The 21645-nt window shown below is 52.9% G+C and carries 18 protein-coding genes; 4 read left to right on the forward strand and 14 right to left on the reverse strand.

Annotated elements, in window-relative coordinates:
- The first annotated feature begins 146 nt into the window (after positions 1–146).
- Complete coding sequence (gene tesB, locus I6L54_RS19505; RefSeq protein ID WP_005125179.1) at positions 147–1007, forward strand: acyl-CoA thioesterase II; 861 nt, start codon at positions 147–149, stop codon at positions 1005–1007.
- Between the two features lie 73 nt (positions 1008–1080).
- Here tesB and amtB read toward each other — a convergent pair whose 3' ends face one another.
- The 5 genes from amtB to decR form a co-directional block, all read right to left on the reverse strand.
- Positions 1081–2367, reverse strand: coding sequence for an ammonium transporter AmtB (amtB, locus tag I6L54_RS19510; RefSeq protein ID WP_040232699.1), 1287 nt, complete (start codon positions 2365–2367; stop codon positions 1081–1083).
- A gap of 31 nt (positions 2368–2398) precedes the next feature.
- The gene (gene glnK / locus I6L54_RS19515; RefSeq protein WP_003021657.1) at positions 2399–2737 is read right to left on the reverse strand and encodes a P-II family nitrogen regulator; all 339 of its coding nucleotides are present in this window, start codon (positions 2735–2737) and stop codon (positions 2399–2401) included.
- A 256-nt stretch (positions 2738–2993) separates the two neighbouring features.
- Positions 2994–4772 carry a SmdB family multidrug efflux ABC transporter permease/ATP-binding protein gene (locus I6L54_RS19520; protein ID WP_040232700.1) on the reverse strand — a complete coding sequence of 593 codons (1779 nt, stop codon included), beginning with the start codon at positions 4770–4772 and terminating at the stop codon, positions 2994–2996.
- Positions 4765–6537, reverse strand: coding sequence for a SmdA family multidrug ABC transporter permease/ATP-binding protein (locus I6L54_RS19525; protein WP_040232701.1), 1773 nt, complete (start codon positions 6535–6537; stop codon positions 4765–4767). Before I6L54_RS19525 ends, I6L54_RS19520 begins: the two co-directional genes overlap by 8 nt.
- Positions 6538–6581: 44 nt before the next feature.
- Positions 6582–7040 (reverse strand): DNA-binding transcriptional regulator DecR, encoded by a 459-nt coding sequence (decR, locus tag I6L54_RS19530; RefSeq protein ID WP_005125175.1) that lies wholly within the window; start codon positions 7038–7040, stop codon positions 6582–6584.
- Positions 7041–7156: 116 nt separating this feature from the next.
- On the opposite strand from decR, the gene I6L54_RS19535 reads away from it, so the two are divergent.
- Positions 7157–8212: a PLP-dependent cysteine synthase family protein gene (locus I6L54_RS19535; RefSeq protein WP_233614615.1), complete on the forward strand. Its 1056-nt coding sequence runs from the start codon at positions 7157–7159 to the stop codon at positions 8210–8212.
- A 50-nt stretch (positions 8213–8262) separates the two neighbouring features.
- On the opposite strand, the gene cof is transcribed toward I6L54_RS19535, so the two are convergent.
- Positions 8263–9081, reverse strand: coding sequence for an HMP-PP phosphatase (gene cof, locus I6L54_RS19540; protein WP_005125173.1), 819 nt, complete (start codon positions 9079–9081; stop codon positions 8263–8265).
- 144 nt (positions 9082–9225) lie between these two features.
- On the opposite strand from cof, the gene I6L54_RS19545 reads away from it, so the two are divergent.
- Together I6L54_RS19545 and queC are read left to right on the forward strand one after the other, a co-directional pair.
- The gene (locus I6L54_RS19545; protein ID WP_040232702.1) at positions 9226–10926 is read left to right on the forward strand and encodes an SgrR family transcriptional regulator; all 1701 of its coding nucleotides are present in this window, start codon (positions 9226–9228) and stop codon (positions 10924–10926) included.
- A gap of 64 nt (positions 10927–10990) precedes the next feature.
- Positions 10991–11686: a 7-cyano-7-deazaguanine synthase QueC gene (gene queC / locus I6L54_RS19550; RefSeq protein WP_003021638.1), complete on the forward strand. Its 696-nt coding sequence runs from the start codon at positions 10991–10993 to the stop codon at positions 11684–11686.
- 117 nt (positions 11687–11803) lie between these two features.
- Here queC and I6L54_RS19555 read toward each other — a convergent pair whose 3' ends face one another.
- The 8 genes from I6L54_RS19555 to tig form a co-directional block, all read right to left on the reverse strand.
- Positions 11804–12202 carry a YbgC/FadM family acyl-CoA thioesterase gene (locus tag I6L54_RS19555; RefSeq protein ID WP_005125170.1) on the reverse strand — a complete coding sequence of 133 codons (399 nt, stop codon included), beginning with the start codon at positions 12200–12202 and terminating at the stop codon, positions 11804–11806.
- A gap of 106 nt (positions 12203–12308) precedes the next feature.
- Positions 12309–12683, reverse strand: coding sequence for a helix-hairpin-helix domain-containing protein (locus tag I6L54_RS19560; RefSeq protein WP_005125169.1), 375 nt, complete (start codon positions 12681–12683; stop codon positions 12309–12311).
- Positions 12684–12829: 146 nt separating this feature from the next.
- Entirely contained in the window at positions 12830–14704 is a 1875-nt protein-coding gene (gene ppiD / locus I6L54_RS19565) for a peptidylprolyl isomerase (RefSeq protein ID WP_005125168.1), read from the reverse strand.
- Between the two features lie 267 nt (positions 14705–14971).
- On the reverse strand, positions 14972–15244 hold the full coding sequence (hupB, locus tag I6L54_RS19570) for a nucleoid-associated protein HU-beta (RefSeq protein ID WP_003021629.1): 273 nt from the start codon (positions 15242–15244) through the stop codon (positions 14972–14974).
- Positions 15245–15452: 208 nt separating this feature from the next.
- Positions 15453–17807, reverse strand: a complete 2355-nt coding sequence (gene lon, locus I6L54_RS19575) for an endopeptidase La (RefSeq protein ID WP_003831014.1) — start codon at positions 17805–17807, stop codon at positions 15453–15455.
- A 184-nt stretch (positions 17808–17991) separates the two neighbouring features.
- Entirely contained in the window at positions 17992–19266 is a 1275-nt protein-coding gene (gene clpX, locus I6L54_RS19580) for an ATP-dependent protease ATP-binding subunit ClpX (protein ID WP_040232704.1), read from the reverse strand.
- A gap of 126 nt (positions 19267–19392) precedes the next feature.
- Positions 19393–20016, reverse strand: coding sequence for an ATP-dependent Clp endopeptidase proteolytic subunit ClpP (clpP, locus tag I6L54_RS19585; RefSeq protein WP_003021624.1), 624 nt, complete (start codon positions 20014–20016; stop codon positions 19393–19395).
- A 247-nt stretch (positions 20017–20263) separates the two neighbouring features.
- The gene (gene tig / locus I6L54_RS19590) at positions 20264–21562 is read right to left on the reverse strand and encodes a trigger factor (protein WP_003021622.1); all 1299 of its coding nucleotides are present in this window, start codon (positions 21560–21562) and stop codon (positions 20264–20266) included.
- Between the last annotated feature and the right edge of the window lie 83 nt (positions 21563–21645).

Raw genomic sequence — 21645 nt, forward strand, 5'->3', positions numbered from 1 at the left:
ATAACATGACTAAGTGTGGCACAAATTAGCAATTTCTGCTTGTAATAGGCCTGTAATTCAGACAATTGCACCCATCGGACCACTTTCAAAATTGCGTTATACTCTGCCTACCTCGCTGCGAGAAGGCTATTACCTGGAGAGCACGTATGAGTCTGGCACTGAAAAATTTGCTGGCATTGTTAAATCTGGAAAAAATTGAAGAAGGACTCTTTCGGGGCCAAAGTGAAGACTTAGGGTTACGTCAGGTTTTTGGGGGTCAGGTTGTCGGTCAGGCGTTGTACGCCGCGAAAGAGACCGTGCCGGAAGAGCGTCTGGTGCACTCCTTCCACAGCTATTTTTTACGTCCGGGCGATAGCCAAAAGCCCATCATCTATGATGTCGAGGTGCTGCGCGATGGTAACAGCTTCAGCGCCCGCCGCGTTGCCGCGATCCAGAATGGCAAACCCATTTTTTATATGACCGCCTCTTTCCAGGCACCAGAAGATGGGTTTGAGCATCAAAAAGAGATGCCGGCAGCACCTGGTCCTGAAGAGCTAAAATCAGAAACGGAAATTGCCCGTTCGGTCGCTCACCTGCTGCCGCCGCTGTTGAAAGAAAAATTTATCAACGACCGCCCGCTGGAAGTCCGTCCAGTGGAATTTCATAATCCGTTAAAAGGTCACGTTGCCAACCCGACTCGCCAGGTGTGGATCCGCGCTAACGGCACGCTGCAGGACGATCTGCGTGTTCATCAGTATCTGCTTGGTTACGCCTCTGATCTGAACTTCCTGCCTGTTGCTTTACAACCGTATGGCATTGGTTTTCTGGAAAAAGGGATTCAGATCGCCACCATTGACCATTCCATGTGGTTCCACCGTCCGTTCAATATCAATGAGTGGCTGCTGTATAACGTCGAGAGTACTTCGGCCTCCGGTGCCCGGGGCTTTGTTCGCGGGGAGTTTTATACCCAGGACGGCGTGCTGGTCGCCTCTACCGTGCAGGAAGGAGTCATGCGTAATCGCAATTGATGTCTTATCCGGCCTACAGACTACATCATCGTAGGCCGGATAAGCGTTTAGCGCCATCCGGCGGATTGAAACATCAGGCGTTGTAAGCGTTCTCGCCGTGGCTGTTCACATCCAGACCTTCGCGCTCCTGCTCTTCCGGTACGCGCAGGCCTACCGTCATGTCCGCCAGCTTATAGCCGATAAATGCCACGACACCGGACCAGACAATGGTGATCGCCACGCTTTCCAGTTGCACCAGCAACTGATGCCCCATGGTCACACCCTCGGCAAAGCCCACGCCACCCAGAGAGCTGGCAGCGAAAACGCCGGTCAGGATACAGCCGACAATACCGCACACGCCGTGAACGCCAAACACGTCACACGGATCGTCCACGCGCAGAAAACGTTTCAGCATGGTTACGCCCCACAGGCCAGCCAGTCCCGCAACGACACCGATAATCAGCGCACCGCCGACACCGATATAGCCACAGGCAGGTGTCACGCCTACCAGACCGGCAATGGCGCCAGAACACGCGCCCAGCAGAGACGGTTTGCCACGCAGCGCCCATTCGCCGAAGATCCAGCCGAGAATAGCGGCCGCAGTAGCAACCACGGTATTGACGAAGGCCAGTGCAGCGATTTCATTCGCCATACCCGCAGAACCAGCGTTAAAGCCAAACCAACCAATGTAAAGGATAGCGGTACCGGTGAAGACCATCGGCAGATTGTGCGGTTTAAAGGCTTCTTTACCAAAACCGACGCGTTTGCCAATCAGATACGCACCCACCAGGCCGGCAATCGCGGCGTTGATATGTACTACCGTGCCGCCTGCAAAATCCAGTGCGCCATGGGAAGCCAGCAAGCCGCCGCCCCAGACCATATGGGCAATAGGGATATAGGATAGCGTTAACCACACCACCACAAAAATCAGCACCGCAGAGAAGCGAATACGTTCAGCCAGTGCCCCGACGATGAGTCCCACGGTGATGCAGGCGAACGAGCCCTGAAAAGCAACGTGAATGTACTGGTAGAAGCTCCCCGTGACCGCCGTCAGCGCGATATTCTTCAGCAATACCCAGTTGAAGTTGCCGAAGAAATTATTCCCCTCGCCAAAGGCCAGTGAGTAGCCATAAACCACCCATAAAATACAAACCAGGGCAAATGTCACCGTAACCTGGGTCAGCATCGACAACACGTTCTTACCGCGAATTAAACCGCCGTAGAACAGCGCAATGCCAGGGATGGTCATAAACAGCACCAGCGCGGTACAGATCATCATAAAAGCGTTATCGGCTTTATCCGCGACCGCTGGTGCCGCCATCGCCAGTCCCGGCAGCAGCGCCAGTGATGCAATACCCGTTTTCATCGTTGCTATCTTCATTTTTTGGTTTCCTATCACTGTGTGCCAGACGTTACAGTGCGGCTTCGTCGGCTTCGCCGGTACGAATACGAATCACGCGTTGTAGCTCGGCGACGAAGATTTTGCCGTCGCCAATTTTTCCGGTGTAGGCAGCCTTACTGATGACATCAATTACGCCATCCAGTTGGTCATCAGCAATTGCCACATCAATCTTCACTTTGGGTAGGAAGTTGACGCTGTATTCAGCTCCCCGGTACAACTCGGCATGACCTTTTTGTCGGCCAAACCCCTTCACTTCGGTGACGGTCAGCCCCTGAATACCAATAGACGACAATGCTTCACGGACGTCTTCCAGTTTGAACGGTTTGATTACCACGGTAACCAGCTTCATAGATCCCCTCCAGTCAGAATTCAGTAGTGGCTGCAGATACACATGCTGAACTATGCAAGGGGTGTGCCAGGAATGGAAAACGCGGGATGATTTAGCCGCACGGGGTACGGCGAGGATAGAAAAAGAAAAAACGCACTATAACGGTGCATAGTGCGTTACATTTTTGCACCAGATTGTTGATTGCAGGATGGCGGCAAAACCGCTTTCTCTGGCCTACGAAACCACACTGGCTGCAGGCCTGAGAAACGCAGCGCCATCAGGCGATTGCCGAATCTTCGTTTACGCTAGCCGCCAGCTCTTCGCCCGCCAACTGCAGTTGATACATTTGCCAGTAGCGGCCCTGTGCGGCAAGCAGTTGCTGGTGCGTGCCGCGTTCAACAGCCTGCCCCCGGTGCAGTACCAGAATGGTGTCAGCATCGACAATAGTGGATAACCGATGCGCAATCACCACCAGCGTGGTGTGCTCACGCACCGCTGCCAACGCCTGCTGAATAGCTTGTTCAGTACCGGAGTCAATGCTGGCCGTCGCTTCGTCCAAAATCAGCACCTGCGGCGTTTCAACCAGCACACGCGCCAGCGCCAGCAGCTGTTTCTGCCCGACGGATAAATTATTGCCCTGCTCGCCCAGTCGGGTATGAATACCGTCACTCAGCCCGCGCGCCAGTTCCGCCAGTTGCACCGTCTCCAGCGCCCGCCACACCCGTTCTTCGGAGATATCACGACCCAGTGTCACGTTTGCCAGGAAGGTATCCGCCATCACCACCGGATCCTGCTGCACCATCGCGATGCCCTGACGCAACGCACCGTGGCTCAGTGAAGACAACGGCCGTCCATCAAGACGGATTTCACCCTGCGTCAGCGGGTAGTACCCCATCAGCAGGCTGGCGAGCGTACTCTTGCCGCTACCGGTGTGTCCGACCAAAGCCACAAAACTGCGCGATGGCACGGACAGGCTGATATTTTGCAGCACCAGATTGTCGTCACGATAGGCAAATGAAACGTAATCTACCTCAATGTCCCCGCTCTTCAGCGGTCGATCATCGTCACCATAGCGCTGACGGGGTCCGTCCATCAGCTCGAACACTCGCTCACCGGCGACAACTGCCTGCTGCAACATCGATTGCTGAGTCGTCAACTCAATCAGCGGCTCGTTCAAACGGCCAAGATAGCTGATAAACGCGTACAGCACGCCAACCTCGATGGCGCTGCCAGAAGTAAAGCTAAACAACATCAGCAAACCGCAGAGGATCAGCGCCGAGAACAGGCTCAGCAGCGGACGCAGCAGAAATCCATCCAGGCGCAGAGTCTGCATACGCGCCATATAGTGAGAACGGCTGGCTTCGCCCATTCGCTCACCAAAGCGCGCCTGCTGGCGGAACTGTTGGATAACGCTCATGCCGTTGATAACTTCGTTAAAGCCATCATTAATATCCGCCAGATAGGCGCGAACCCGGCGCACAATCGGGGTGCTGTAGCGCTGATAAATGACCATCACCACCAGCACCGCCGGGAAAATGGCCATCGCCACCAGCGCCATCCGCCACTCAAGGCTGAACATCGCCACCAGCATGGCGCCGATTAAGGCTGCACTGCGCAGTACCGTCGCAACCACCGTCACGTACAGATCGCGGATCACTTCAGTGTCATTGGTCACCCGGGAAATAAGCTGCCCGACAGGTTGCGTATCAAAAGCACTGAGCGGCTGACGCAGCGCGGCATCCATTACGTCGGTGCGTAACTGTTGTACTACGCCAACCGCAGCCTGGTTAAAGAGTAATGACTGCGCGTAATGCAGGCCCGCCGCCAACAGTTGCAGACCGACATATGCCGCCACCAGCCCGGCGACCATTGCCAGCGGCAGATTGTTCTTCGCCACCATGTTATCGATAAAATAGCTAATCAGCAGCGGACCGCTGACTTCCGCCGCTGCCGCCACCCACAGCATGACAACAGCAATAGACAGCTGTTTTCGCCACGGCGAGCCGTACGCCAGCAGCCTTTTCAGGGTCGGCCATAGTTGCCCAAAACTACGCATTAGCCGCCTCCTCGTTTATTTCTGGCGCATCAGACAATGCCGCTTCCAGTTGCTGATAGCGGTACATATCACGATACCAGCCAGGTTGCTGCACCAGCGCATCGTGTTCGCCACGCTGAGCAATATGTCCGTGCTGCATCACGATAATTTCATTGGCTTCCGTCAGAGCCGATAAACGGTGGGCGCTGATAATCACGGTTCTGCCTTCGCCCCACTGACGCAGGTTATGCAGAATCTGATGCTCGGTACGACCATCTACCGCCGACAGCGCATCGTCAAGAATCAGGATTTCAGCATTCAGCAGCAGCGCACGAGCGATAGAAATACGCTGTTTTTGTCCACCGGACAGCATCACCCCGCGTTCACCCACTTCGGTGTCATAGCCCTGAGGAAGACGTAAAATATCCTCATGCACGCTGGCGAGGCGCGCCACATGTTCGATCTCTTCCTGTGTGGCCTGTGGACGTCCAAGCGCTATGTTGTTGGCGACCGTATCCGAGAACAAGAAAGGTGTCTGGCTGACCACTGCCAGACGGCTACGCCAGCTATCCAGCTGCAAGCGCGTTAACGGGATATCATGAAAGCGCACATCGCCCTCGGTGATATCAAAATGACGCTGGAGCAGCGATAGTACGGTACTTTTCCCTGCCCCAGTCGGGCCACAAATGCCCAGCATTTGCCCGGGTTTGAGCTGGAAATTCACATTCTCCAGCACCGGATGAGCCGTTTGCGGGTAGCGAAATTCGCGAATGGCCACCGCTAACTCACCACGTCCTTCTGGTACGGGTTCTGTCCCATCATCCACTACGGGAGCTTCAGCCAGCATCGCGCGAATACGGCTGTAGGCGGCGCTGCCGCGCTCGACGATGTTAAACATCCATGCCAGCGCCAGCATCGGCCAAATCATCAGCCCGAGATACATCATAAAGCTGGTTAACTGACCAAGGGTCAGAGAACCATGAACCACCATCCAGCTTCCCCCGGCGATAGCCAGCAGGTTAGCCATACCAATGGCGATATAAATCGTGGGATCAAAACGGGCGTCAATGCGGGCGACCCGCAAGTTTTTCTTGCCGGTATCTTTAGCATCTGCGGCAAATAGCGCCGACTGTCGGTCTTCCAGACCAAAAGCCTTAATCATACGGATACTGGTCAGGCTTTCCTGAGTACGATCGTTAAGGCTGGAGAACGCTGCTTGCGCAACCTTAAAGCGGTTATGAAGTCGATCGCCGTAACGTTTGATCATTATCGCCATCACCGGCATCGGCAGTAGCGCGATCAGCGTCAGCTCCCAACTGATTTGCGTAGACATCACGATCAACACCGCACATCCCATGACCAGCGAATCTACCAGCGTCAGTACGCCTTCCCCGGCGGCGAATACCACGCGGTCAACATCGTTAGTTGCACGCGCCATCAGATCGCCCGTGCGGTGACGCAGATAAAACTCTGGATGCTGACGACTCAACTGACGGTAATAATCTTCCCGCAGCTCAACCGCCAGTTGGTAGGATGCGCCAAACAGCAGCACGCGCCAGACATAGCGCAGTAAATAAACCACCACGGCGATCAGAGCAATGGTTCCCACCCACATCAGCAGCCGCTCGGTGGTGAAACTCTGTGTCGTCACACCGTCCACGATGATACCGACCACTTTTGGCGGGATAAGCTGAAGAATAGCGATGATGATAAGCAAGGCCACCGCCCCGAGGTAGCGACGCCACTCCCGGCGGAAGTACCAGCTTAATTGAGCAAATAATCGCACGCGTTATGTCCTGACAAGATTTCCGGCAATAACCACCGGGAGAGTTATTCAATAGGTAGAGCAGTCGTGTATTTAATCTGTTCCATCGCAAAACTGGAGGTAACATCAGACAGGCCCGGTACGCTATTCACCAGACGCTTATAGAAATCATCATAGCGTTTCATATCAGCAACCTGTACCCGCATCAGGTAGTCGTACTCCCCAGCCATTCGCCAGAAACCCAACACCTCCGGCATCCCTGTCACTTCGGTGACAAAGCGGCAGTACCACTCGCTGCTGTGATGCTGGGTTTTAATCAGCACAAACGCGGTTAAACCCAGCCCCAATTTTTCCGGATCCAGCAGAGCAACCTTGCCCAGCAGAATGCCGTCATCCTCAAGCCGCTTGAGCCGTTTCCAGCAGGGGGTGGTCGTCAGATTAACGGCATCGGCTAACGCCTGCAAAGAAAGGGTGCAGTCTTGTTGCAGTAGGCCAAGCAGCTTACGGTCAATTTTGTCTAACATATCCACTCCACAGAGAAGAATTTTCTCCTTACATTCTATTTTAAAGGCTAAATGGCAACAATTTTTTCCGTGCTTTTCGCTATTCTGGGCACAAAATGACAAACGGATATCTATTAATGATGAATAGCTCCTGGGTTAAAAACGCCATCAATGAAATTAATGCGGATTACCAGCGTTCTGCCGATACGCATCTTATTCGCCTGTCGCTTCCGGCGTTTCCGGGTATTCAGCTCTATTTGAAAGATGAGAGCACGCATCCAACCGGTAGCCTGAAGCATCGTCTGGCGCGCTCACTGTTTCTGTACGGACTGTGTAATGGCTGGATCAAAGAAGGCACCACGATTATTGAATCGTCATCGGGTTCAACAGCGGTTTCTGAAGCCTATTTCGCCCGCCTGCTTGGACTGCCGTTTATTGCCGTCATGCCTTCCTGTACGGCGAAACGTAAAGTTGAACAGATTGAATTTTATGGCGGTCGCTGCCACTTCGTGGAAAGCGCCTGCGAAATCTATGCGGCTTCTGAACAGCTGGCACGTGAACTGAACGGGCATTATATGGACCAGTTCACCTATGCTGAACGCGCTACTGACTGGCGTGGTAACAACAATATTGCCGACAGTATCTTCCGCCAGATGCAGTGCGAGCCCAATCCCGTGCCTCGCCATATCGTGATGAGCGCAGGAACCGGTGGTACCTCCGCAACCATTGGTCGCTATATTCGCTGTCAGGGCTACGACACTCGTCTGATGGTGGTAGACCCAGAGAACTCGGTCTTTCTGCCTTACTGGCAGGATCGCGATGCGTCGTTACGCAGTCCGGTCGGCAGCAAAATTGAAGGCATTGGCCGTCCACGCGTAGAGCCTTCTTTCATTCCTGATGTGGTCGATGAAATGTTGCGCGTTCCGGATGCCGCAAGCGTTGCCACCGCACACTGGCTGGAGACGCAGCTAGGCCGTAAAGTGGGCGCCTCAACCGGAACCAACATGTGGGGAGCGTTACAACTTGCCGCCCGTATGCGCGACGCCGGAGAAACGGGGTCGCTGGTGACGCTGCTGTGCGACAGCGGCGAACGCTACCTGGAAACCTACTACAACCCGCAGTGGGTTGACGCGCACATCGGTGATTTAACGCCGTGGAAAGCGGAACTATCCCTGTTGCTGAATACACACTGATCAGACAAAAAAAAGCCAGACGTGAAGTCTGGCTTGCTGGAAGGGATCTCTCATTCGGGGGAATAAGGTAGATGTGGATTGTCCAGCCAATGCGTCAAAAAGTGTGACACCGCCTGATTACGGCAATGCCCAATCACCGATAAATGCGGCAGTTCAGCCATCAGTTGCGGCATTGCGTTACCCATAATCAGGCCGCGCCCAACGCTGCCTAACATTTCGCGATCGTTCATGGCATCGCCAAACGCCATGCAGTCAGCCATGGAATAACCCAAGTGCTCGCTCAGTACCGCCAGCGCAGAGCCTTTATTACAGCCCAGCGGCAGTACTTCGAGGCAATCAATCGCAGAAAAACAGAGATTCGCCTGTTCGCCCAGCGCGTCATTCAACTGAATGCGCAGGCGAACCAAATCGTCATGATCGCCACAGAAGCAGATTTTCGTGACCTGATGGGCAGGAATACGCTTCACATCCACAATCTGGTAACGAAATCCGCTGTACACATGCGCCTGCAACAGTGACGGAATCTCTTGCCCGGTGAACCAGCCGTTGTCATTAAAGACATGCATGCTGGCCTGCGTTTCCCACCGCTGGTGCAATACGATATCGGCGACTGAGGGATCCAGATCCTGACGATGCAATACATCGCCTTCCAGCGAGTGAATTCGCGTCCCGTTACCGGTGATTAAAAAGGCGTCCAGCGAGATAGAACCCAAAATATGGCGCATTTCCAGCACATGGCGGCCGGTGGCAAATGTCAGGGTGATATCACGTTCACGCAGACGTGCCAGCGTCGAAAGGGTTTCATCACCTAAGTGGTGATTCGGCATCAAAAGGGTGCCATCCATATCAAATGCAGCCAGACGAGCCATTTCTTTCTCCACACTGTGACGCGGTTAACTTGTGATTCAGTATCACCTGAGATATACGGAAGTAATAGTGAATAGATAAAATGAATTGTTCCGGGTTTATCTGCGCAAAAACCGTTAACGGGCATCCAGAAGGATAAAGTATCAATGCGTCTGCTTAATCGTCTGAACCAGTACCAACGCCTGTGGCAGCCTTCGAACGGCGAACCGCAGTCGGTGACCGTCGGGGAACTGGCTGAACGCTGTTTTTGCAGCGAGCGCCACGTGCGCACCCTGCTAAAGCAAGCGCAGGATGCTGGCTGGCTGGAATGGCATGCCCGGTCGGGGCGCGGGAAACGCGGGCTGTTACGCTTTTTGGTGACGCCGGATTCCCTGCGCAACACCATGATGGAACAGGCGCTACAAAAGGGTGAACAGCTCAGCGTGCTGGAGCTGGCTCAGCTGGCACCGGGAGAATTAAGAACCCTGCTACAGCCGTTTATGGGCGGTCAATGGCAAAACGACACGCCAACCCTGCGTATCCCCTATTATCGCCAGCTTGACCCTTTGCATCCTGGATTCCTGCCCGGTCGCGCGGAACAACACCTCGCCGGACAAATTTTCTCTGGTCTGACACGTTTTGACAGTCACACGCAACACCCTTGTGGTGATTTGGCCCACCACTGGAATATCTCCACCGACGGTCTGCGCTGGGATTTCTATATTCGTTCCACCCTGTACTGGCATAACGGCGATGCGGTCAGCAGCACGCAGCTACATCAACAGTTGCTGAAGCTGTTAGCGCTACCCGCATTAAATAAGCTGTTTATCAGCGTAAAGCGCATTGAAGTGACGCATCCCCAGTGCCTGACCTTTATTCTGCATCGCCCCGACTTCTGGCTGGCGCATCGTCTGGCAAGCTACAGCAGTCACCTGGCGCATCCAGACCATCCGTTTGTGGGTACCGGCCCGTTCCGGTTGACGCTGTTTACCCCTGAGCTGGTGCGCATCGAGAGTCACGATCACTACCACCTGAGTCACCCGCTATTGAAAGCCATTGAATACTGGATAACCCCGCAGCTTTTCTCCCAGGATTTGGGCACCAGCTGTCGCCATCCGGTACAAATTGCGATAGGTAAACCAGAGGAACTTCCCATGCTAAGCCAGGTGAGCAGCGGGATTAGCCTCGGTTTTTGTTATCTCACGCTCAGAAAAAGCGCACGCCTGAATACGCAGCAAGCCCGTCGGCTGGTCAATATCATTCACCGTTCTTCCCTGCTACAAACGCTTGAGGTGGATGAAAATCTGATCACGCCAAGCAATGCGCTGCTGCCAGGATGGACGATCCCACAATGGGATGAACTGGACGTAGTAGCGTTGCCGGAAAAATTGACGCTGGCTTATCACCTGCCGGTAGAACTGCATGCTATGGCGGAACAGCTTCGCCAGGCGCTGGCGCAGCTCGGCTGTGAATTAACGCTTATTTTTCATAATGCTAAAAACTGGGATGGCAATCATCCCCTGGCCCAGGCCGACCTGATGATGGGCGACAGACTGATTGGTGAAGCACCTGAATATACTCTCGAACAGTGGTTGCGCTGCGATCAACTCTGGTCACACGTTCTGAATGCACCCGCATATACTCATCTGCAGACCACGCTGGATGCCTTGCAAATTCAGGCCGATGAGGACGATCGTCATGCGGCTTTACAGCAGGTTTTCGCCACGTTAATGCATGACGCAACCCTGACGCCGCTGTTCAATTATCACTATCGCATCAGCGCGCCACCAGGGGTGAACGGCGTACGCCTGAACCCTCGCGGCTGGTTTGAGTTCACCGAAGCCTGGCTACCGCCCCCTTCAGCGTGAAGAAGCTGGTCGACACCAGGCCCAGGCGCTACCATATGGGTTTCGTTATTTGTCAGGAAAAGCCATGAAACGTGCCGTTGTTGTATTCAGTGGAGGTCAGGACTCCACGACTTGTCTGGCGCAAGCGCTGCATCAGTATGATGAAGTGCACTGCGTGACCTTTGATTATGGTCAGCGCCATCGCGCTGAGATTGATGTCGCACGTGACCTGGCCTTAAAACTTGGCGCACGTGCGCACAAAGTGCTTGATGTCACGCTGCTCAGCGAACTGGCTGTCAGCAGCCTGACCCGCGATAACATTCCGGTACCCGATTACGAACCGGATGCGAACGGCATTCCCAATACCTTTGTGCCAGGACGCAATATTCTGTTCTTAACGCTGGCAGCAATTTACGCGTACCAGGTGCAGGCAGAGGCAGTCATTACCGGCGTTTGTGAAACGGATTTCTCTGGATACCCGGACTGTCGCGATGAGTTTGTCAAAGCCCTGAACCATGCCGTCAGTCTGGGAATGGCGAAAGATATTCGCTTTGAAACCCCACTGATGTGGATCGATAAAGCCGAAACCTGGGCGCTGGCTGATTACTGGGGCAAGCTGGACCTTGTACGCGAAGAAACACTAACCTGCTATAACGGCATCAAAGGTGACGGTTGCGGTCACTGTGCGGCGTGTAATCTGCGTGCCAACGGCCTGAACCATTATCTGGCGGATAAACCGGCAGTGATGGCGGCAATGAAGCAGAAAACCGGCCTGAAATAATAGTGCGAATAGTGCCGGATGGCGGCGTAAACGCCTTATCCGGCCTACCGACAGCATTCATCGTACACAATATCGCCCGTAGGCCTGATAAGCGAAGCGCCATCAGGCAACGTTGAGCTACTGCACCATCTGCTCCAGTTTTTCGCGTAACTCCCCTTCCAGCGGCAGCGCTTTTTGCGTTTTCAAATCAATACAGACGAAGGTAATCAACGCGTCGGCCACCACCTGCCCTTCCGGCTCCAGGGTAATTGTCTGGTTTAACACCCCGCTTTTACCATTTAGCTGTTGCACCTGGCTGGTAATGGTCAGCAGGTCGCTCAGCACGGCAGGACGGCGGTAGTTGATATTGATGTTAACAACCACAAACGCGATATGGTGTGCAGTCATCCATTGAAAGCTGTCGCTGTTTTCCAGACCATCCCAGCGGGCTTCTTCCAGAAACTCCAGATAGCGGGCATTGTTAACGTGCTGATAGACATCAAGATGAAAACCACGGACTTTGATTTGTGTTTGCATAGCGCAGAAACCTTACGTTGTTTTTATAAGAACATACTTTAGGGTAGAGAGGTCATAACTGGTATGACCTCTCTAGTCTGGCAAATTTTCAGCGCTGTGCAAGTTATTAAAGTGTTAAAACTGCCAGATTACGTTCCACCAGCGAGCTGCCCATCCCCGGCACCTGCTTTAAATCATCGACTGTTTTAAATGGCCCGTACTCCTCACGATAGCTGACAATCGCCTGCGCTTTCTTCAGACCTACGCCATTCATGACTCGCGCTAAATCCTCCGCAGAAGCGCTGTTGATGCTTACCCTGGTGCCTTCATCGTCGCTTGCTTTAGCGGGCAGTGTGGCTTTGCTTTGTGCCGCCCCTGAGTTTTCCGCTTTGGTTTGTGTCGCCTGGCTTTTGGCGACAGGCTCAGCCGCCAACGCAGTTTGGGCCATGCCGGCGCAGGTCAATGAAAGAGTGATAAGCAGGGCTTTGATTCCATGTTTCATACTGTTTTCTCCTTGTTTGTTAACAGTGGAATCACGATAGCGGGGGGATGAACGGCAGACAAATGGCAAATATCAGAAATGGAAAAGGCCGCGAAAGCGGCCTTTGGTAGATACAACTTTTTGCAATTTTTTGCGAACTGCCTCGGTTATTGCTGCTGTTCCAGCGCATCACCGATTTTAATTTTTGCGGCTTTACGCAGGTTGCTCATCAGCGCTTCGAAGACAATCTGCGCGTTGTTCTGAGTAATCCCCTGAACCATCGCTTTTTTCTGTGCTTCTGGCATAGAGCCTGCTTTTACTTCGTCCAGCGCCAGCAGTACAACGTTACCCTGCATATCGTTCGCAACACCGTAGCTCGGTTTGTCTTTCGCAGGCAGGCTCAGGCCAAAGGCCGCCTGACTCAACGGATCCTGGCCCGTGCGGCTCAGCGTTTTTGCCTCGCCAAAGCGCAGCCCCGCAGCTTTCAGCGCTTCATCGCCTTTACCGGCTTTCAGATCCGCCAGCAGTTTATCGGCATCAAGCTTCGCCTGCTGCTCTGCTTTATTGTGCTTAACGAGCGCAGTTACCTGCTCTTTCACTTCAGCCAGTGGCTTCACGGCTTCGGCTTTGTGTTCGCTAATACGCAGCACAAACGCGCGATCGCCATCCACGGTGATGATATCGGAGTTACTGCCCGGCGTACCGTTTTCGCCAACCAGACCACCATTGAAAATGATGTCAGCGACTGGTTTGAAATTCAGTTCTTCCGGCAGGCTGTCACGGCTAAACCAGCCCGTTTCAACCGCTTTCATCCCTGCAGCCTGCTCCGCACCCGCCAGAGATTCGTTATCGTTGCTGGCCGCATCGCTGACTTTCTGCTGCAACGCATAGTAGGCATCCAGCGCTTTTTCCTGCTTCACTTTCGCCGCAATGTCGTCACGAGCTTCGCTCAGCGGTTTAACCTGCGCAGGCTGTACGTCGTCAAGACGCGCCACGAGGAAACCAACGGAAGACTTAATCACACCTGACAGCTGGCCTTTTTCTTTCAGACCGGCATTTTTCAGTTCATCTGGGGTGGTGGAGTCTTCCAGCCAACCCATATCACCGCCGTTACGGGCAGAGATGATATCAGCAGATTTTTCTTTCGCCAGAGTCGCAAAATCACCGCCTTTGTTCAGCGCATCAAGCACCGCTTTTGCTTCATCTTCCGTTTTGGTCTGGATGATGCTGTAGCGATTACGCTGCGGCTGAGTGAACTGATCCTGATGCTGGTCATAATAAGACTGAATATCAGCATCGCTGGCGGTTTCCTGCATTGCTGCAGCGTCCAGCTTGATATAGCTCACACGGAACTGTTCCGGCGTCATAAAGCGATTTTTATTCTGCTCGTAGTAACTAGCCACTTCTTCGTCGGTAACCGACTGCTTCGCGGCAAGAGCATTAACATCAATCGTCGCTTCACGCACGATACGTTGCTGTGCAACCAGTGCAGCCAGTTCGTCCGTTTCACCCTTCAGCATGAAGTCGGTCCCGGCAACGCCGTTAATCAACTGTTGCGTGGTGAGCTGGTTACGCAATGCCTGCGCGTACTGATCGGCAGTCATGCCCATCTGATTAACAATCGCGTTATAGCGGTTGTTATCAAATTTACCGTCAACCTGGAAAGCCGGCGTGGCGAAAATAGCCTGCTTAATCTGATCGTCGCTAATGTTGAGCTTAAGCTCACGGGAGTACTGATCCAGCAGCGCTTCGTCCACAAGACGATTCAGCACCTGCTGACGCAGCGTTTTCATATAACCTTCGTTCGCCGCCAGCTCAGAATATTGATCGCCCAGCTGTTGCTGCATGCGGTTACGTTCGCTGTTGAACGCATTCTCGAACTGCCCGCGGCTGATCTCCTGGCCATTCACTTTGGCGGCGTAGTTATTGCCCCCGCCAATCAGGTAACCACTCACGCCGGTCAAAATGAACGACACGATAATGATACCGAAAATAATCTTGAGCACGAGACTGTTAGCAGCCGTGCGTAAGCTGTCCATCATGGTGTAACCACACTCCGCTGTAGATGACTATACGCGTTACCCTTCAGGCCGCCTGCGCGTTGACACAACAACGGCGGCAAGGATTTTGAGTATATATGCTTCACGCAGCATAGCGTTTCCTGAACGCTGCGCACAAAGGCCTATTGTGACAAGAAACAGGGGCAATTGTCAGCCCACAACGCATAGAAAGTACCGGAATCGGAAATAAAAAAGGCACATCGGTTGATGCGCCCTTGTACTTAGTCACATCCCCAAAGGGGAAATCACTTAGTTTACCGCGTCTTTCAGTGCTTTACCTGCACGGAAGCCCGGTACTTTAGCCGCGGCGATGGTGATCTCTTTACCTGTTTGCGGGTTGCGACCAGTACGGGCAGCACGCTCTTTAACGGCAAAAGTACCAAAACCTACCAGTGCTACGTCATCACCTTCTTTCAGGGATTCGGTAACAGAAGCAATAATTGCATCTAACGCACGTCCAGCCGCAGCTTTAGAGATATCAGCCCCTGCAGCAATTTTGTCGATCAGTTGAGATTTATTCACTCTTCTCTTCCTCTTTATAATATATATCGCACCAGAATCCTTCAAAGTGCGACCGCGCAGCAGTTATATCAGGCCTGCCATGCCCTTACAACACCCGATAATGATGGCAAGCCCAATCCGTTATCTAAATTAGCTATACAAAAAAAGGCTGGCAAGCCCGAAATGGCCTGCCAGCCCTGTTTTTATTAATGCTCTTTGCGCGAGGTCACTATTTTGCCGTCACAACCTGCATTCCAGAGGGTTCATTTTGTAACGCAAGAGTCAGAACTTCCTCAATACGTTTCACCGGGTGAATATTAAGATCGGCAATGACGTTGTCCGGAATCTCTTCCAGGTCACGTTTGTTTTCGTCTGGAATTAAGACCGTTTTAATGCCGCCGCGGTGCGCCGCCAGCAGTTTCTCTTTCAAACCACCAATAGGCAGAACCTGACCACGCAGGGTGATCTCGCCAGTCATCGCCACATCGGCACGAACCGGGTTACCGGTCAGACAAGAAACCAGCGCGGTACACATCGCTATACCCGCACTTGGACCATCTTTCGGCGTTGCCCCTTCAGGTACGTGAACGTGGATGTCGCGTTTTTCGTAAAAGTCCGGATTAATACCCAGTTTTTCCGCACGCGCACGCACCACGGTCAGTGCTGCCTGAATGGATTCCTGCATCACTTCGCCGAGCGATCCGGTGTAAGTCAGCTTGCCTTTACCTGGCACACAGGCGGTTTCAATGGTCAGCAGATCGCCGCCCACTTCCGTCCACGCCAGACCGGTCACCTGACCCACGCGGTTTTCGTTATCCGCACGGCCATAGTCAAAGCGCTGTACGCCCAGGTAGTCGTGCAGGTTATCGCCATTGATCTCGATGTGTTTCAGTGATTTATCGAGCAACAATTGCTTAACTGCTTTGCGGCACAGTTTGGAGATTTCGCGCTCCAGACTACGCACGCCCGCTTCACGGGTGTAGTAACGAATGATGCCCACAATGGCGCTATCATCAACCGTCAGTTCGCCTTTTTTCAGCGCATTACGCTCAATCTGTTTTGGCAACAGATGACGTTTCGCAATGTTCAGCTTCTCGTCTTCGGTATAGCCAGACAGACGAATCACTTCCATACGATCCAGCAACGGTGCCGGAATGTTCATGGAGTTCGACGTCGCAACGAACATGACGTCGCTGAGGTCGTAGTCCACTTCCAGGTAGTGATCGCTGAACGCCACGTTCTGCTCTGGATCCAATACCTCAAGCAGTGCTGATGCCGGATCGCCACGCATGTCAGAAGACATTTTGTCGATCTCATCAAGCAGGAACAGCGGGTTTTTAACGCCCACTTTGGCCATTTTCTGGATCAGTTTGCCCGGCATCGAACCGATATAGGTCCGGCGGTGACCACGAATTTCAGCCTCATCACGCACGCCGCCAAGCGCCATACGGATGTATTTACGCCCTGTCGCTTTCGCGATGGACTGACCCAGAGAGGTTTTACCCACCCCCGGCGGTCCAACCAGACACAGGATCGGTCCCTTGATTTTGTTCACACGGCTCTGGACTGCAAGATACTCAAGAATACGGTCTTTCACGCGCTCCAGACCATAATGGTCGGTATCGAGGATTTCCTGCGCCTGACGCAGGTCTTTTTTGACCTTGCTACGCGCATTCCACGGAACCTGTACCATCCAGTCGATGTAGCCACGCACCACCGTCGCTTCCGCCGACATCGGAGACATCATTTTCAGCTTCTGCAGCTCTGCTTCCGCTTTCTCTTTTGCCTCTTTCGGCATCTTCGCCGCGTCGATCTTACGCTTCAGCGCTTCGTTTTCATCCGGTGCATCGTCCATCTCGCCGAGCTCTTTCTGAATCGCTTTCATCTGCTCGTTCAGATAGTACTCACGCTGGGACTTCTCCATCTGCTTTTTCACGCGGTTGCGAATGCGTTTCTCAACCTGCAGCAGATCGATTTCAGATTCCATCATTGCCATCAGATATTCCAGACGTTCGTTAACGTCGGACATCTCCAGCACGGACTGTTTGTCAGCCAGCTTCAGCGGCATGTGCGCTGCGATGGTGTCCGCCAGACGTGCAGGATCGTCAATGCTGTTCAGCGACGTCAGCACTTCTGGTGGGATTTTCTTATTCAGCTTGATATAGCCTTCGAACTGGCTGATAGCAGTACGCACCAGCACTTCCTGTTCGCGCTCATCAATAGCAGGCGAATCAAGGTACTCCGCTTTCGCAGAGAAATGCTCGCCGTTGTCAGACAGCGCTGAAATACGCGCGCGCTGTAACCCCTCGACCAGCACTTTTACGGTGCCGTCAGGCAGTTTCAGCATCTGCAAAATAGAGGCCACGGTCCCGACGGTGAAAAGATCGTTTACACCCGGCTCATCCGTTGACGCTTCTTTCTGCGCGACCAGCATGATTTTTTTATCATGGTCCATAGCCGCTTCCAGACAACGGATAGATTTTTCCCGCCCTACAAATAAGGGTATGACCATGTGCGGATAAACCACCACATCGCGCAACGGCAATACGGGGATTTCAATGCGTTCAGAACGCTCAGGATTCATAGAGCTCTCTCTTAGTTTAGTTTCCGCCAGGTAATCAGGTGGTACGACTGTGCTCCACACCACCTTTAACATGTATGTCAGTATATGGGGATGTTTCCCACACATTCAACGCCATGTTTACGGAAAAATAAAAGGGGAGATAAAATCCCCCCTTTTTGGTTAAACGTCTGTATGAATTGATGAATTATTCGCCAGATGCCTGCTGTGCTTCCGGCTTACCGTAAATCAGCAACGGCTTGCTCTGACCGCCAATCACCGACTCGTCGATCACCACTTTTTCAACGTCTTCCATAGAAGGAAGATCGTACATGGTGTCGAGCAGCGCGGCTTCGACGATAGAACGCAAACCACGCGCACCGGTTTTACGAATCATCGCTTTCCTGGCGATAGCATCCAGCGCTTCCTCGCGGAATTCCAGATCCACACCTTCAAGATTGAACAGCGCCTGATACTGCTTGGTCAGGGCATTTTTCGGCTCTTTCAGGATCTGAATCAGCGCTTCTTCGCTCAGTTCGCTCAGGGTTGCCACAACCGGCAGACGACCGATGAACTCAGGGATCAGACCAAATTTAATCAGATCTTCCGGTTCTACCTGCGACAGCAGTTCACCTTCGCTGGCTTTGTCAGACTGCGCTTTTACCGTTGCGCCAAAACCAATGCCGGAGCCGGTTTCAACACGGTTAGCAATGACTTTATCCAGACCGGCAAATGCCCCACCGCAGATAAACAGGATCTTGGAGGTATCAACCTGCAGGAATTCCTGCTGAGGATGTTTACGACCCCCCTGCGGCGGAACGGCGGCAACCGTACCTTCGATCAGTTTCAACAGCGCCTGCTGTACGCCTTCACCGGAAACGTCACGCGTAATAGACGGATTGTCTGATTTACGCGAAATCTTGTCGATCTCATCGATATAGACAATACCGCGCTGCGCTTTCTGCACGTCGTAATCGCACTTCTGCAGCAGCTTCTGAATAATATTTTCAACATCTTCACCCACATAACCGGCTTCGGTCAGGGTGGTGGCATCGGCCATGGTGAACGGAACGTCCAGCAGACGCGCCAGCGTTTCAGCCAACAGCGTTTTACCAGAACCCGTCGGGCCAATCAGCAGGATGTTACTTTTACCCAACTCGACGCCATTGCTGGTGTCGCCGTTGCGCAGACGTTTGTAATGGTTGTATACCGCGACCGCCAGCACTTTCTTCGCCTGTTCCTGGCCAATAACGTAATCGTCCAGGTGGTTGCGAATTTCATGTGGCGTCGGCAGCGCACTGCGTTCACGGTGCGGTGCTACTTCCTTAATCTCTTCGCGAATGATGTCGTTACATAAATCAACACATTCGTCGCAGATATACACGGATGGTCCGGCAATCAGCTTACGCACTTCATGCTGGCTTTTGCCGCAAAAAGAGCAGTACAACAATTTGCCCGAGCCATCTTTGCGTTTATCTGTCATGGGTCAAAACCTCTTCTTTGTTCTTTGTGCCGCACACGACGACGCAAATGCCATTCTCAGGCGCAAGACGCTAGTCAGCGTTGTGCCGCTCCAGGTAATTATAGCGGCACACCTGCGCCCTGGGCATTAATTACGATGGGTCAAAATCGAGTCGACCAGACCGTACTCCACCGCTTCAGAAGCGGAGAGGAAGCGATCGCGCTCGGTATCACGTTCAATCTGCTCAAGAGATTGACCCGTATGATGCGCCATAAGTTCGTTCATGCGCCCTTTTACCTTCAGGATTTCACGGGCATGAATTTCAATATCCGTTGCCTGACCCTGGTAGCCGCCCAGAGGCTGGTGGATCATGACGCGAGAGTTAGGCAGGCAAAAACGTTTACCTTTCGCCCCGGCAGTCAGCAGGAACGCGCCCATTGAGGCCGCCTGGCCCATACAAATGGTGCTGACGTCCGGCTTAATAAACTGCATGGTGTCATAGATAGACATCCCTGCAGTAATCACACCACCAGGGGAGTTAATATACAGGTAGATATCTTTTTCCGGGTTTTCTGCTTCCAGGAACAGCATCTGCGCCACGATCAGGTTAGCCATATGGTCTTCGACCTGGCCGGTCAGAAAAATGACGCGTTCCTTAAGTAGACGAGAATAGATATCAAAAGAGCGCTCACCACGTGAGGTCTGTTCAATGACCATCGGCACCAGCGCCATATGGGGTGCAAAGTTATCTCGTTCGCCGCTGTATGACATTTCCGTCTCCTGGATAAAATTTGAAAAAACCTGCTGTGCTGATTGTAACCTTATGGACGGATTATCAGCTAGTCCCTCAGTAATGGGTACGACATCGCCATAATTCAAGCATAACAATCTTTTGTTGTAACGCTAACACTGAAACGCTGTTTTCGCACCCTTCCCATGCAAAATGCGTGACAAAAAAAAGCCCGCCACCAAAAGGTGACGGGCTTGCGTATGAAATTCGTGCTAAAAAAGCGACGAATTACGCCTGCTGGTTCATCAGTTCGTTGAAGGAAGTGGCTTTTTCAGTCACTTTCGCTTTCGCCAGAACGGCTTCAACAGCCTGCTCTTCCAGAGCGACGTTACGCATGTTGTCCATCAGCTCTTTGTTTTTGCTGTAGAACTCAACAACTTCTTTCGGATCTTCGTAAGCAGAAGCCATTTCTTCGATCAGGCCTTTTACGCGATCTTCGTCAGCTTTCAGTTCGTTGGTACGAATCACTTCGCCCAGCAGCAGACCAACAACTACGCGACGCTTAGCCTGTTCTTCGAACAGTTCACGCGGCAGTTCCAGAGCTTGCTTCTCGTTGCCACCGAAACGCTGTGCAGCCTGACGACGCAGAACGTCGATTTCGCTGTCGATCAGTGCAGCAGGAACGTCGATGTCGTTGGCTTTAACCAGACCTTCGATCGCCTGAGACTTAACACGGTTACGTACAGCACCTTTCAGCTCACGCTCCATGTTTTTACGCACTTCAGCGCGCAGGCCTGCTACGGAACCATCTTCAACGCCGAAACGTTTGATGAATTCTTCGGTCAGTTCCGGCAGTTCACGTTCTTCAACTTTCTTCAGGTTGATAACGAATTTAGCGGCTTTACCTTTCAGGTTTTCAGCGTGGTACTCTTCCGGGAAGGTCACATCGATGGTGAACTCTTCGCCAGCTTTGTGGCCTTTAACGCCTTCTTCAAAGCCCGGGATCATACGACCCTGGCCCATCGCCAGTACGAAGTCAGACGCTTTGCCGCCTTCGAACTCTTCGCCGTCTACAGAGCCGGTGAAGTCGATGGTTACACGGTCTTCTGCATCAGCAGCGCCGTCTTTGTCTTTCCAGGTTGCCTGCTGCTTACGCAGGGTGTCCAGCATCACGTCAACGTCAGCGTCAGTAACTTCAACAACCGGTTTTTCAACTTCGATTGCTTCCAGGCCAGTCAGCTCAACTTCCGGGTAAACTTCGAACTCTACCGCGTAAGTAAAATCTTCACCCAGTTTGTATTCGCCCGGAACGTAGTTCGGTGCGCCAGCCGGATTGATTTTTTCTTTGATGATCGCGTCAACGAAGTTGCGGCTCATCAGGTCGCCCAGAACGTCCTGGCGAACAGACGCGCCATAACGCTGAGCAACAACATTCATCGGTACTTTTCCTTTGCGGAAACCGTCAATTCGCACTTTCTTCGCTACGTTGACCAGCTCGCTTTTCACAGCGGTCTCGATGCTGTCAGCAGCGATAGTAATCGTTACACGGCGGCCAAGGCCTTGAGTGGTTTCAACTGAAACTTGCATCTTGTTACCTCAAAAAATCACAGTGCTCGGTCAACTCTTCTCCGCAAGCACAGGTTGTTGGCTTCGCGGAACTGGGATGTTCT

This window comes from Citrobacter pasteurii, from assembly GCF_019047765.1.
In the GTDB taxonomy this organism is placed as follows: Bacteria; Pseudomonadota; Gammaproteobacteria; order Enterobacterales; family Enterobacteriaceae; genus Citrobacter; species Citrobacter pasteurii.